General features: G+C 63.6%; 10 protein-coding genes. 6 read left to right on the top strand and 4 right to left on the bottom strand.

All coding sequences use genetic code 11. The features are described 5' to 3' along the window. Positions 1-111 precede the first annotated feature (111 nt). Genes soxG through ACYG97_RS12050 form a run of 4 tightly spaced genes read right to left on the bottom strand, consistent with a single transcriptional unit; the run spans position 112 to position 5,297 of the window. Positions 112-729 (bottom strand): sarcosine oxidase subunit gamma family protein, encoded by a 618-nt coding sequence (gene soxG, locus ACYG97_RS12065; protein WP_050590390.1) that lies wholly within the window; start codon positions 727-729, stop codon positions 112-114. After that, positions 722-3,733 (bottom strand): sarcosine oxidase subunit alpha, encoded by a 3,012-nt coding sequence (locus tag ACYG97_RS12060; protein ID WP_023733778.1) that lies wholly within the window; start codon positions 3,731-3,733, stop codon positions 722-724. The genes soxG and ACYG97_RS12060 overlap by 8 nt, the downstream gene beginning before the upstream one ends. Beyond that, positions 3,730-4,026 (bottom strand): sarcosine oxidase subunit delta, encoded by a 297-nt coding sequence (locus ACYG97_RS12055; RefSeq protein WP_023670367.1) that lies wholly within the window; start codon positions 4,024-4,026, stop codon positions 3,730-3,732. Before ACYG97_RS12055 ends, ACYG97_RS12060 begins: the two co-directional genes overlap by 4 nt. Positions 4,027-4,037: 11 nt before the next feature. Next, positions 4,038-5,297, bottom strand: coding sequence for a sarcosine oxidase subunit beta family protein (locus ACYG97_RS12050; protein WP_023733777.1), 1,260 nt, complete (start codon positions 5,295-5,297; stop codon positions 4,038-4,040). 319 nt (positions 5,298-5,616) lie between these two features. Here ACYG97_RS12050 and ACYG97_RS12045 point away from each other — a divergent pair, with 319 nt between their 5' ends. The 6 genes from ACYG97_RS12045 (at position 5,617) to ACYG97_RS12020 (ending at position 13,081) form a co-directional block, all read left to right on the top strand. Then, positions 5,617-8,106: a mechanosensitive ion channel family protein gene (locus tag ACYG97_RS12045; protein ID WP_023733776.1), complete on the top strand. Its 2,490-nt coding sequence runs from the start codon at positions 5,617-5,619 to the stop codon at positions 8,104-8,106. 142 nt (positions 8,107-8,248) lie between these two features. Next, complete coding sequence (locus ACYG97_RS12040; protein ID WP_023670370.1) at positions 8,249-8,512, top strand: hypothetical protein; 264 nt, start codon at positions 8,249-8,251, stop codon at positions 8,510-8,512. Positions 8,513-8,719: 207 nt separating this feature from the next. Next, positions 8,720-10,153, top strand: a complete 1,434-nt coding sequence (locus tag ACYG97_RS12035) for a UbiA family prenyltransferase (RefSeq protein WP_023733775.1) — start codon at positions 8,720-8,722, stop codon at positions 10,151-10,153. Between the two features lie 3 nt (positions 10,154-10,156). Next, a complete protein-coding gene (locus tag ACYG97_RS12030) occupies positions 10,157-11,509 on the top strand; it encodes an FAD-binding oxidoreductase (protein ID WP_023733774.1) in 1,353 nt (450 codons plus the stop codon). Between the two features lie 124 nt (positions 11,510-11,633). Further along, complete coding sequence (locus tag ACYG97_RS12025; RefSeq protein WP_023699265.1) at positions 11,634-12,077, top strand: EamA family transporter; 444 nt, start codon at positions 11,634-11,636, stop codon at positions 12,075-12,077. Then, positions 12,074-13,081 carry an NAD-dependent epimerase/dehydratase family protein gene (locus ACYG97_RS12020; RefSeq protein ID WP_023688098.1) on the top strand — a complete coding sequence of 336 codons (1,008 nt, stop codon included), beginning with the start codon at positions 12,074-12,076 and terminating at the stop codon, positions 13,079-13,081. Before ACYG97_RS12025 ends, ACYG97_RS12020 begins: the two co-directional genes overlap by 4 nt. Positions 13,082-13,095 lie beyond the last annotated feature (14 nt).

Below are 13,095 nucleotides of genomic sequence, written 5' to 3'. Positions count from 1 at the left end.
ATCTTTTTAATCCCCTGGGCCGGTTGGGCCACGTTCCCCACCATGGGCTTCCATTGGAGCATTCTCTAGCGGCAGAACCGGCTGGCCTTGAGGCCAGAACGGCTGTCGGCCCTACTGAACCTCGTAGCCGACCTCCTCGCTGGCATGGCAGAGCGCCTTCCAGAACGAGCGGGCGAAGGAGCGGAAGACATAGATGTCGAACTGGTCGGCGCCGGTGCGCTGGATCTGCGCAAAGACGTCGTGATGGGTGGTCGAACGGCCGGAGCCTATGGGGAAGGCGGGCAGCGCAAAGTCGATGGCGAAGAATTTCGCCAGCACCCATTCGGCCTTAGGGCCGGCGATGCGGATAGCGGTGCGGCCATTCGACAGGTCGGTGATCGTGCCGATTGCCGGGGTTACGTCCCCGGCAAAACGCGCCGCCAGGCCCTCGGCATCGTCGACGACCGTGAATTTTCCAGGCGCGAAACCGAACACGGCCTTGCCGAACTTGGCGAGACCGCCGCCGGCACCGTCGGGCAAAGCGAGCCCGGTGACCTTGCCGATCGCCTCGATCAGCTGCTTTTCCGCGCCCGGCCATGCGGCCAGTTGCAGGATCGAGCCTGGCCTGATTTCGGTCAAGATGACATCGACGCCATGCTCGAAATTGCCGTGCGAACCCCGATGGAACACCGGCTCGAGCGGCGAGAGGCGCTCGGGTGATTGGCGTTCGGTTGATTGGCGCTCAGCCATGCATGCGGCTCCCGTCCGGGTCGTAGAAATGGTTGGAGACGATTTCGACCGGCCCGAACCGGTTGCGCAGCGGATCGGAGACAAACGCGCGGGTGCCATGGCGCGCCTTGCCGCCTTCGACCAGGGCCAGCGCGATGTGCTTGCCCAGCGCCGGCGAATAGCAGCAGGCGGTGATGTGGCCGATGGAATCGTGCGGATTGGCTTCGTCCAGTTCCTCGACGAGGTGGGCGCCGCCATTGAACGGCCGGTTGTCGAGCGAGACGAGGCCGACCAGCTGCAGCCGCTCGGCCGCGATCAGGCCTTCGCGGTCCATCATCGCCGAGCCGATGAACGGCTTCTTCTTCGACAGCATCCAGTCGAGATGCAGGTCGCGCGCCGTGGCGCGGCCGTCGATCTCCGCGCCGGTGACATGGCCCTTTTCGATGCGCATCGTGCCCAACGCCTCCAGCCCGTAGGTGACCAGGCCGAACGGCTTGCCGGCTTCGACAAGGGCTTGCCAGACATGGGTGCCGTAGCCGGCGCCGCAATAGACCTCGAAGGCCATTTCTCCGGAGAAGGACAGCCGGCAAATCATCACCGGCACGCCTGATATCTCGCCGCGCACGATGCCCATGAAGGGCAGGGCTGTGTTGTCGACCGCGGTGCCGGTGACACAGGCGGCGAGGATGGCCCGCGCCTTCGGCCCGCCGATGGCCGCGCCCGCCCATTCGTCGGTTACCGAGGTGACATGCACTTTGAGTTCCGGCCAGATGACGTCGAGGAAATATTCCAGATGCTGCATCACCTTGCCGGCGTTGGCCGTGGTGGTCGTCATCAGGAAATCCTGTTCGCCAAGCCGCCATGTGGTGCCGTCGTCGAAGGCCAGCCCATCCTCGCGCAGCATCAGGCCGTAGCGGGCCTTGCCGACGGGGAGGGTAGAAAACATGTTGGTGTAGACGCGGTCGAGGAATTCGCCCGCATCCGGCCCCTGAACGGCGATCTTGCCCAGCGTCGAGACGTCGACGATGCCGGCGCTTTCGCGCGTCGCCCTGGCTTCACGGACATAAGCCTGCTCGACCGTCTCGCCGGCAAGGCCGTAGATCATTGGTCGATACCAGAGGCCAGCGGAATACATCGTTGCGCCATTGGCGAGGTGCCAGTCATGCATGGGCGTCAGGCGCTCGGGTTTCAGATCGCCGAAGCGTTCGGCGGCAAGCGAGCCGATCGACACCGCGGAATAGGGCGGGCGGAAGCGCGTCGTTCCGACTTCGGGGATCGGTTTGCCCAACGCCTCGGCCATGATGGCGAGGCCCGGAACGTTGGAGTTCTTGCCCTGGTCGGTCGCCATGCCGAGCGTGGTGTAGCGCTTCAGGTGCTCGACCGAGACGAAGCCTTCGCGATGCGCCAGCCGCACGTCCTCGGCGGTGACATCATGCTGGAAGTCGACGAAGCTTTTGCCTTTCGCCTTGATCTCGAACACCGGGGCCGGATCTGGGTTTCCCGGGGCTGCTTCGACATCCGGCAAGGCTGCCGGCGCAGCCGCTCCGCCCGCTGCGGACAGGCCGGCTGCGCGGCCCTCAGTGATCGCTTCGATGGTCGAGAAGCTGCCGTTGAAAGCACCCGCACCAATCCATTGCTGATTTGGCCAGCGCTGTTGCGTTTGCTTTGGCGGCAGGAAGGCCTGGCGGGCAGGATTCCACTCGGCTCTCGCGCCAGCCTGGCTGGCGAGGTGGATGGTCGGCGACCAGCCGCCCGACATCAGCAGGCTATCGGCGTGGATGCTGCGGGCGTCACCGCTGAGCGCGCCCGAATTCATGTCGAAGCGCTGCACCTTGAGGCCGGAGAGCGCCTTGCCGCCTTCGGTGGCGACCACGGCATGGCCGGAGAGGATTTCGGCTTCGGCCTCGGTGGCGAGGCTGCGCATTTCGGCCGAAAGCTCGGGGCGCACATCGACGATTGCGACAATAGCCGCCCCGGCCTTCCTCAGCGCCAGCGCCGAGCGATAGGCGCTGTCATTGTTGGTGAACAGCGCGATCCTGTCGCCGGGCAGCACGCCATAATCGTTAGCATAGCGCTCGGCGGCATGCGCCAGCATGACGCCCGGCCGGTCATTGCCGGGGAACACAAGCGGCCGCTCGAAAGAGCCGGTGGCCAGCACCACCGTCTTGGCGCGGATCGCCCAGTAGCGATGGCGCGGCTCGCCCTTGCCGGGCGTTTCCTTGTGGTCGGTGACGCGCTCGAGCGCGGCTAGCGTGTTGCCGTCGTAATAGCCCCACACCGTGGTGCGCGGCAGCAGGCGGACCGTGTCATGTCCTTCGAGCTGGCTGACGGCGCGCGCCGCCCAGTCGGCGGCCGGCGCGCCGTCGATGGCCTCGCCGGACCAGTTGGCCGAGCCGCCGAAACGCGGCTCGAGTTCGGCCAGGATGACGCGCGCGCCCTGGTCGGCAGCGGCCTTGGCGGCTGACAGGCCGGCCGGGCCGGAGCCGACCACCAGCACGTCGCAAAACGCGTTCATGCGCTCGTAGCGCGAGGTGTCGGCGGCAATACCGGCGCGGCCCAGGCCGGCGGCGCGGCGGATGAAATGCTCGCAGAACATCCAGAAGCGGGTGCCTTTCAGGGGGCCGAAGACAGGGCCCATGAAGGTCTTGTAGTAGAAGCCGGCGGCCAGGATCTTGCCGCCGAGCTGGTTGACGGCGTTGATGTCCCAGGCGAGCGAGGGAAAGCGGTTCTGGCTGACGGCCACCAGCCCGTCATAGATCTCGACCATGGTTGCGGCGATGTTGGGCTCGCGCACTTCGCCGCGCAGCACCGTCACCAGCGCGTTCGGTTCCTCGACGCCGGCCGAGAGCAGGCCGCGCGGGCGGTGGTATTTGAATGAGCGGCCGAAAAGCGTGACGCCGTTAGCAAGCAGCGCCGAGGCCAGCGTGTCGCCGGCATGGCCGGTGTAGGGCGTGCCGTCGAAGGTGAAGCGGATGGTGCGCAGCCGGTCGACGCGGCCGCCGGTCTCGGTGCGGCGCGGGCTCACGACTTGCCTCCGGCTTTGTGCCGGGCGGCGGCATTGTGGTCGCCGCGGGCGAAACCGGTGCTGGAAATCTCATGCGTGACCGTGTTGCGCACCATCCTCAGATGGGTGCGGCAGCCGCCCGAATGCTGCCAGATCTCATTGTGGTCGCCGGCCGGGTTCAGCCGATCGTAGACATAGGCGTTCCAGGCGTCGAGGTCCTGCGAGTTGGGCTGCGGGCGCTCGCGGTTGCCGTCGCCCTGATAGGTGAACTCGATGACGTCGCGCGGGCCGCAATAGGGACAAGTGATAAGCATTTGTTTGAACCCTAATGCAGCCGGGGCGTTGCGCCCTGGCCCTTGTCGTCAATCACTAGGCCGCGATAAAAACGGTCGAGCGTGAACGGCGCGTTGAACGCGTGCGGCTCGTCCTTGGCGATGGTGTATGCAAAGCACCAGCCCGAGGCCGGCGTCGCCTTGAAGCCGCCATAGCACCAGCCGCAATTGAGATACATGCCCGGCAGCGGGCCGGTGGTGATGATCGGCGAACCGTCCATCGACATGTCGCAGACGCCGCCCCAGGAGCGCAGCATGCGTACACGCGCAAGGCCGGGAAACAGCGCCAGCATCTCGCTCATCACCTCGTCGACGATGGGCAGATTACCGCGCTGGGCGTAGCTGTTGTAGCCGTCGATATCGCCGCCATAGACGAGGCCGCCCTTGTCGGACTGCGACATATAGAAATGGCCCATGCCGAAGGTCAGGACCGTGTTGCAGAACGGTTTCAGCGACTCTGTCACGAAGGCCTGCAGCACATGGCTCTCGATCGGCATCCTGTCGATGCCGGCAAGCTGCATCACCCGTCCGGTGCTGCCGGCAACGGCCACGGCAACTTTCTTGCCGCGGATCTCTCCGCGCGTCGTTTGCACGCCGGTGATGCGGTCGCCGTCGCGCAGGAAGCCGGTGACCTCGCAATTCTCGACGATGTCGACGCCGCGGCGGTCGGCGCCGCGGGCATAGCCCCAGGCCACCGCATCGTGACGGGCGGTGCCGGCGCGCGGCTGCATCAGGCCGCCGACGATGGGAAAGCGCGCGGAGGCCGACATGTCCAGCGCCGGGACCAGGCGCGCGATCTCGGCGGTGCTCATCAGCTCGGCATCGACGCCGAGATGGCGCATGGCGTTGCCGCGCCTTGCCAAGTCGTCGAACTGGGCCGGCGTGTGAGCCAGATTCAGGCAGCCGCGCTGCGAGAACATGACGTTGTAGTTGAGGTCGTGCGAAAGGTTCTCCCACATCTTCATCGAATGTTCGTAGAAGCGGGTGTTGGACGGCAAAAGGTAGTTGGAGCGCACCGCCGTGGTGTTACGGCCGACATTGCCGGAACCCAGCCAGCCCTTTTCCAGCACCGCGACATTGGTGATGCCGTGCTCCTTGGCCAGATAATACGCCGTCGACAGGCCGTGGCCGCCGCCACCGATGATGATGACGTCATAGGAAGCCTTGGGGTCGGGCTTGCGCCAGGCCGGCTTCCAGTCCTTGTTTCCCTTGAGCGCGTTCGTGAGAAGCGAAAGGGCTGAATATTCCGCCATTCTTCATGTCATCCCTAGAGCATGATGCCGAAAAGTGTGAAGCGGTTTTCGGACGACATCATGCTCTATATCTTTGATTTCTAGAGCCGGATGATTTCAGGTCCAACAGACCTGAAGCCATCCGGCTCGGGTGCGATGCGGCAGACTATAGAGCAGGCGGCGTGCGCAAAGCCAAGATTGCGCCATGGCTTTTCGACTGGCCGACTCCCGCAAGGCGCCCAACTGTCATGACTTCGCCACGACTTGCCCCACGGGATGAGCGTCTCTATCAAGGACCGCTTTAGAGGCGGCCTTTGCCGCCCTTTGAGTCGCCACCATTATGTTTTTTCGCTTCTTTCGCCTGATCCTGGTCCTCGCGCTCGTTGCCTTGGCGCCGCATTCGTTCGGCGCGATGGCGCAGGGGCTGGGCCAGGCGCCTGCCGGGCTGGTCGCCGACCAGCAGAAAATCCTGCAGGGTTTGACGACGAAAACCGACGCTCTGGAGAAGAAAGTCCAGGAGGACGGCGTCGACGACACCACCCTCGTCGAGATCCGCCTGCAGCTGGAAGAGCTGTCGCGCGCTGCGCTGAACAGCGCGCTGGCGTTTCGTTCGCGGCTGGGAGAGATCAATTCGAGGCTCGAGCAGCTTGGCGCACCGCCGGCTGCCGGACAGCCCCCTGAACCGGACATCGTGACCGGCGAGCGCCAGGCGCTGGCGTCGGAAAAGGCGGAGATCAACGCCGTCATCGCCGGCGCGCAGAACCTGTCGATCCGCATCAATGCGCTGATCGAGAAGATCGGCAATATGCGCAGCGAGCTGTTTCGCAGCGGGCTGACCAAGCGCTATGTGCTGTCCGATGCACTGAGCCCGCAAGTGTTTTCCGACGCCAGGGACGAATACGCCAATTTTTACAGGGCGGTGTCGTCCTGGCTGAGCTTTGCCTTCAAGTTCAAGTTCCAGGCGATGCTCGCGGCGACCCTCATGGCGCTCGCGTTGGCCGTGGTGCTTCTGGTCGGTGGGCGCCGCCTGTTTGGGCGCATCTTCGAGGCCGACGCGTCGGTTGAAGATCCGACGTATCTCAGTCGCCTGTCGGTGGCGTTCTGGTCGACCTTGCTGCCGACGCTGGCGGTCAGCGCCTTCCTCGCCTCGACGGTGTTCCTGTACAATTATTACAATGTGCTGCGCGGCGACATAGGCGTGTTCCTCAACGCGCTGGCAGCCGTCATCGCCATAGTGTTCTGTGTCAACCGCCTGACCAATGCGGCGCTGTCGCCTAGCATGCCGAACTGGCGCCTGATCCAGGTCGAGACCGGCCCGGCGCGTTGGCTGGTGCGACTGACGACGGCCATGGCAGTCGTCATCGGCATCAACAATTTCCTGTCGATCGTCAACGACAAGATGGGCTCGCCTCTGTCGCTGACGGTGGCCAGGAGTTTTGTCGCCACCGTGATCGTCGGGGTCATCCTGATCCTGATGGCGCTGCTGAAGCCTTACAAGGACGTCGCTGGGCGCTGGCGCCGCTGGCCGGCCTGGCTGCGCTACACCTGTGTCGCGCTCGGCCTGTTCACGATTGCGGCGGCGCTGTTCGGCTATATCGGTCTTGCCATCTTCGTCTCGTTGCAGGTCGTGGTCACCGGCACCATCCTGCTTACCGCCTATATCGGCTTCCTGTCGGCGCGCGAGATCGGCGAGGAGGGTGGTTTCGCCGGCACCTCGATTGGGCGCTGGCTGAAGACCAACTCCAGCTATGAGGACACCGCGCTCGACCAGCTCGGCCTCGTCGTCAGCGTCGCCATCAACCTGATGATCGTGCTGGTGTTCCTGCCGCTGATCCTGTTGATGTGGGGCTTCCAGCCCGGCGATATCCAGGCCTGGGGCTATAAATTGGCGACAGGCGTCACCGTCGGTTCGGTGACGATTTCGGTCACCGGCATCCTCACCGGCATCGTCGTCTTCATCATCGGCTATTTCCTGACCCGCTGGTTCCAGGGCTGGCTCGACGGCTCGGTTATGGCGCGCGGCAAGGTCGATACCGGCGTGCGCAACTCGATCCGGCTGGCGGTCGGCTATGCCGGCGTCGCGCTCGCCGGCCTCGTCGGCATCTCGGCGGCGGGCATCGATCTTTCCAATTTGGCGCTCGTTGCCGGCGCACTCTCGCTGGGTATCGGCTTTGGCCTGCAGAATGTCGTGTCCAACTTCGTGTCCGGCCTGATCCTTCTCGCCGAGCGGCCGTTCAAGGTCGGCGACTGGATCGTCGCCGGCGACACATCAGGCACGGTCAAGAAGATCAGCGTGCGCGCCACCGAAATCGAGACCTTCCAGCGGCAGTCGGTGATCCTGCCCAATTCGAACCTCATCAACAACGCCGTCGGCAACTGGACGCACCGCAACAAGCTCGGACGCGTGGAGATCAAGGTCGGGGTCGCCTATGGCAGCGACGTCAAGCGGGTACACGCGGTCCTGCTTGAGATTGCGCGCGGCCATGCGCTGGTGCTGAAGAACCCGGAACCCTTCGTGCTGTTCACCAATTTCGGGCCGGCAGCACTCGAGTTCGAGATCCGCGTGTTCCTGGCCGATGTGCTGAACGGCGCCATCGTTCAGAACGATATCCGCTTTGCCGTGCTCGATGCTTTTGACGCCGAGCACATAGAAATCCCCTCGACGCCGCGCGCCGAGGTCAAGGTCAAGCAGACCGACGCATGGCCGATCGACGACGACAAGATCGAAGTCGAGTTCGCCGAGAAGGAGCAGGCGGAGGCCAGAGCCGCCGCCGAGGCGAAGCGGCTGGCCAAGACTGGTCGCAAGGCCCGCAAACCCGATCCCAGCTAGGGCCCCAAGCTCCTCCCAACCGATTGCGGCATGAATGCGGCATTCAGTTGCGGTTCAGCTTGCATCTCATATAAGCTCACATGCAAAGGCGAGAATGCCTTGCGAAATGCAACAGAGGCGGTGTGGAAACACCGATTGCAAAATGTGGAAGTCGCTCGTCGTCGCCATCGCTCTTACCGCAGCGAGTGGCTCGGCCTTTGCCGCCAGCGCGGTCAACAAGGATGCTGAGACCCGTACGCTGATCGTGACGGAAGGCGGCGGCAAGACGGAGCTGGCGCTGGCGGCCGGCGAAACCGTGGAATTCTGCCCGAACGGCTGTTTCGTCACCTTGCCCAATGGTGACCTCGAGGCCCTGACCGGCTCGGAAACGGTCGAAATCTCGGGTGGCGTTGCCCGCATCAAGTAAAGTCGGCAGGCAGCTCTTGCAGAGGCCGGGCAATGCCCGGCCTTTTCTCGTCTACGGCAACGGTTGCTTAACGATGACGAGGGAAATACCCCGGCGCATATCCGTTGCAACCAGACGTTTTAACGTTCGTTGCGCCGTTGCTCGCTATGCCGGATACCAAGCCGCCGAAACGTGGCGCGACGGGTTTTTGAGCTGAGCAGGAAAGATATGGATGCGCGGTCGGACAAGAACGCAATCCCGCTTGCGGTCGACCTCGACGGCACGCTGATTGCGACCGATCTTCTTTGGGAAGGCCTGTTCATCCTGCTCAAGAAGAATCCGCTCTATGTTTTCCTGGTTCCGTTCTGGCTGGCCGCCGGCCCGGCGCGGCTGAAACAAGCCATCGCCGACCGCATCGACATCGATCCGGCCTCGCTGCCCTATCGCGAAGCGCTGCTGCAGCGGCTGCTCGCCGACCATAGCGACGGACGCAAGATCGTGCTGGCGACCGGTACGCCACGCAAGTTCGCCGAGACGATCGCCGCGCATCTGGGCGTCTTCGACTATGTGCTGGCGACCGACGGTCCCCACAACATGACCTCGGGCCGCAAGCGCGACGCGCTCATCGCCGCCTATGGCGACGGCGGTTTCGACTATGCCGGCAACAGCCGGCACGACCTCAAGGTTTTCGGAGCCGCACGCAACGCCATCGTCGTGGCGCCCGACCGCCATGCGAAGCGCTGGCAGGCCGCGCATAGCGCCGAAAGGATGCCGGCGCCGAAAAGGACATTGAAGACATACGTCAAGATGCTGCGGGTGCATCAGTGGCTGAAGAATTCGCTGATCGCGGTGCCGATGGTGCTGTCGCATGAATACTTCAACATCAACATGATCTGGCAATGCCTGCTGGCGTTCGTCTCCTTCAGCGCCGTGGCTTCCGCCATCTACATTCTCAACGATTTCTTCGACCTTGCGCTCGACCGCAAGCATCCGACCAAACGCAACCGGCCTTTCGCCAGCGGCGCTTTGTCGATCCCGTTCGGTCTCGGCGCGATGGCGGTGCTGCTGGCGATCGGCATTGCCGCCGGGCTTCTGTTGCCGATCGAGTTCCTGGGCGTGCTCGCCGGCTATCTGGTGGTGACCACAGCCTATTCGCTGTCGTTCAAGCGCATGCTCCTGGCCGACGTACTGACGCTGGCCGGGCTCTACACGGTGCGTGTGCTGGCAGGTGCTGCGGCGACCGGGGTCGAAGTCTCGTTCTGGCTGCTCGCCTTCTCGATTTTCTTCTTCCTGTCGCTGGCGCTGGTGAAGCGCTATGTCGAACTGCGCACCACAGCCATTCCGGTGGGCGAGCGCATTGCCGGTCGCGGCTACCGCATCGAAGATCAGGAGATCGTCGCCCAGGCAGGAATGGCGTCGGCCTTCTCCTCGGCGCTGGTGCTGGCGCTCTACATGGACAGCGTCGCGGTACGCGAACTCTATCCGCATCCCTGGCTGGTCTGGCCGCTGGCGCCGATCGTGCTGTATTTGACCATGCGGGTCTGGATCCTGGCGCGCCGCAACGAGATGAATGACGATCCGGTCATCTTCATCATTCGCGACTGGCGAAGCCAGATCGTCGTGGTGATCGGCGCCGCCCTTCTGGTCGCGGGAGGCTGGTAGGGCATGGCCGGCGAACGGTACCGGAGTTTTGGCCTCGCCACGCCGGCCGCAAAGCGAGCCATCGCGGCCGACGATGCCATCGCGCTGATGCGAAGCGGCAAGGCGACAAAGAACGCTCTGCTCGCCTATGGCAATGGCCGCTCCTACGGTGATTCCTGCCAGAACGAGCCAGGTGCGGTCGTGGACATGCGGCCGCTGAACCGCATCGGCGCCTTCAATGCCGAGACCGGCCTGCTCGAGGCGGAGGCCGGCGTGTTCCTCTCCGATATCATTGCGCACACTGCACCTTACGGTTTCTTTCCCACGGTGGTCCCAGGCACCCAGTTCGTCACCCTTGGCGGCGCGATCGCCAATGACGTCCATGGCAAGAACCATCACCGGCGCGGCACTTTCGGCTGCCATGTCGAGTCTCTCACCCTGCTGCGCTCGGACGGGCGGACCTACACCTGCTCGGCAACCGACAATGCAAGGCTGTTTGCGGCGACGATCGGCGGCATGGGGCTGACCGGCCTGATCCTGTCGGCCTCGATCCGGCTGATGCGGGTGCATTCGCTCGATATCGCCGAGAAGGTAACGCGGTTTGCCGATCTCGGCGAATTCTTCGAACTGGCCGAGGCCGCCGACCAGGCCAATGAATATGCCGTCGCCTGGATCGACCAGCTTGCCGGCGGCCATGGCCGCGGGCGCGGCCTGTTGTTGACAGGCAATCATGCCGAGTATGGCTCGCATGCGGCGTCTCGCGCCGGCTCCCGTTTTTCAGTGCCGTTCCAGCCGCCGTTCAATGTGCTCAACCGGCCGTTCCTCACCGCCTTCAACGCCGCCTATCGGTGGAAGAAGGGGCGCTCGCCGGGGCCGAGCCAAACCGGCTACCAGGGCTTTTTCTTTCCGCTTGATGGTGTCGGCGACTGGAATCGGCTGTATGGCCCGAAAGGTCTCTACCAGCACCAGAGCGTGGTGCCGGAAAATGTCGCGCGTCAGACCATGCCGGCGCTGCTCGAGGCGGCGCGACGGGCCGGGCAGGGCTCTTTCCTCACCGTGTTGAAGCGCTTCGGCTCGATCCGCTCGCCGGGGCTGCTGTCCTTTCCGCGGCCAGGCTTCACGTTGACGCTGGATTTCCCCAATCGCGGCGACCGGACGCTGGCCCTGCTCAGCGAACTCGACCGCATCACGGTCGCGGCCGGCGGCGCGGTCAACCCGTACAAGGATGCGCGCATGGGCGCTGATACTTTCGCGGCCTCCTTCCCGAATTGGCAGCGGCTTGAAGCGCTGCGCGACCCGGCGTTCGTGTCCAGTTTCTGGCTGCGGACGGCGAAAAAGCTCAACGTCCGGCCAGGGCGTGTCGAGGCAGCTGAATAGGTACAATCCGAATAAGTCATGGTGAATAGATCGTAAGTTCCGTGGTTTACTCAAAGCATTGTCGTGACTTCATGAAATGTTTGCAGGTTCGTAATAGGACCGTTGCGAGTGGCGGGTGCAAAATATGAAATACATCGTCTTCATTCTGTTCACGGTCATGACCAATGCCGCCGCGCAGCTGATGCTGAAGCAAGGCATGATGTCGCTCGGTCCCATTTCGTTCGAGGGCACCAATCCGCTGTTGAAGCTGTTGCAGGTCGTTTTCAGCCCATGGGTGTTTCTCGGCCTGTGCACCTTCGTCATCTCGATGGCTTCGCATCTCTATGTGCTGTCCAAGGTCGAGCTCAGCTTTGCGTATCCGTTCCTCAGCCTTGCCTATGTCGCGGTTGCGATCTTCGCCTATTTCATCTTCCGCGAGGACCTCAATGCCTGGCGCATTGCCGGCATCGCCTTCATCTGCGTCGGCACCGTGCTGATCGCGCAAAGCGGTCGAGACTTGGGCGGGCGCGGGCATGACGACCAAACCGCTTCCATCATCCCCGACAAGACCAGCGAGATCGTTCGATGAGACATGTTATTTTCGGCGGCGACGGCTTCGTCGGCCGTCATCTTGCCCCGAAGCTTGTGGCCGATGGCGAAGAGGTTGTCGTTGCCGACATCGTCAAGAGCGACCTGACGCACTATCGCAACGTTCGCTTCGTCACCTGCGATGTCACGGATACGGCCTCGGTGGCCAACATCGGATTGAAGGCCGACGACATGGTCTACAACCTGTCGGCCAAAATGCTGTCGCCGATCCAGGTGCGGGCCAAGCGTCACGACTTCTTCTTTCCGGTGAATTTCCACGGCACCGAACACATCATGCAGGCGATGGACAAGGCCGGCGCGTCCAAGCTCGTCCACTACACCACCGACATGATCTACGGCCACACGGTCACCCAGCCGATGACTGAGGAGCACCCGGTCGCGCCGCTCGGCGAATATGGCTGGTCGAAGCAGAAGACCGAGGAGCTCGCCGCTCAATGGCGCAAGCGCGGCATGTCGATCTCGCTGTTTCGCCCGCGTCTGATCATCGGTCCCGGCCGGCTCGGGATCCTGGAAAAGCTGTTCAAACTGATCGACTGGAATTTTCCTGTGCCGATGATCGGCTCGGGCAAGAACCCCTATCAGTTCATCTCGGTGTTCGATTGCGCGGAAGCTGCCCGCGCGGCCTGGAAGGCAGGCGTGCCCAACCAGGCCTATAATCTGGGCTCCCTCAATCCGCCGCCGGTGAAGAAATTGCTGGGCGACCTGATCAAGCATGCCGGCTCGAAGTCGCTGCTGATCCCGACGCCGGGCTGGGCGGTCAAGCGCACCCTCGACCTGCTCGATCTCATGAACATGCCGATCATGGATCCCGAACAATATCTGATCGCCGATGAGGAGTGCGTGCTCGACGTATCCAAGGCCGAGCGCCAGCTCGGCTGGGTGCCGCAATATCGCGACGAGGACATGCTGATCGCCGCCTACAGCGAATACCGCGCCAAGAAAGACGGGCTTGCCGTCACCGCAAATCATGTCCCCGCCGAATAGGTGGGACGACCAGG

The organism is Mesorhizobium sp. W067, from assembly GCF_054719525.1.
This window is presented reverse-complemented; position numbering and strand designations above follow the sequence as displayed.

Bases quoted from the DNA above. Each gene is read 5' to 3' on its own strand.
- soxG (WP_050590390.1), bottom strand. From the start codon at position 729: ATGGCTGAGCGCCAATCAACCGAACGCCAATCACCCGAGCGCCTCTCG.
- ACYG97_RS12055 (WP_023670367.1), bottom strand. From the start codon at position 4,026: ATGCTTATCACTTGTCCCTATTGCGGCCCGCGCGACGTCATCGAGTTC.
- ACYG97_RS12050 (WP_023733777.1), bottom strand. From the start codon at position 5,297: ATGGCGGAATATTCAGCCCTTTCGCTTCTCACGAACGCGCTCAAGGGA.
- ACYG97_RS12045 (WP_023733776.1), top strand. From the start codon at position 5,617: ATGTTTTTTCGCTTCTTTCGCCTGATCCTGGTCCTCGCGCTCGTTGCC.
- ACYG97_RS12040 (WP_023670370.1), top strand. From the start codon at position 8,249: ATGTGGAAGTCGCTCGTCGTCGCCATCGCTCTTACCGCAGCGAGTGGC.
- ACYG97_RS12035 (WP_023733775.1), top strand. From the start codon at position 8,720: ATGGATGCGCGGTCGGACAAGAACGCAATCCCGCTTGCGGTCGACCTC.
- ACYG97_RS12030 (WP_023733774.1), top strand. From the start codon at position 10,157: ATGGCCGGCGAACGGTACCGGAGTTTTGGCCTCGCCACGCCGGCCGCA.
- ACYG97_RS12025 (WP_023699265.1), top strand. From the start codon at position 11,634: ATGAAATACATCGTCTTCATTCTGTTCACGGTCATGACCAATGCCGCC.
- ACYG97_RS12020 (WP_023688098.1), top strand. From the start codon at position 12,074: ATGAGACATGTTATTTTCGGCGGCGACGGCTTCGTCGGCCGTCATCTT.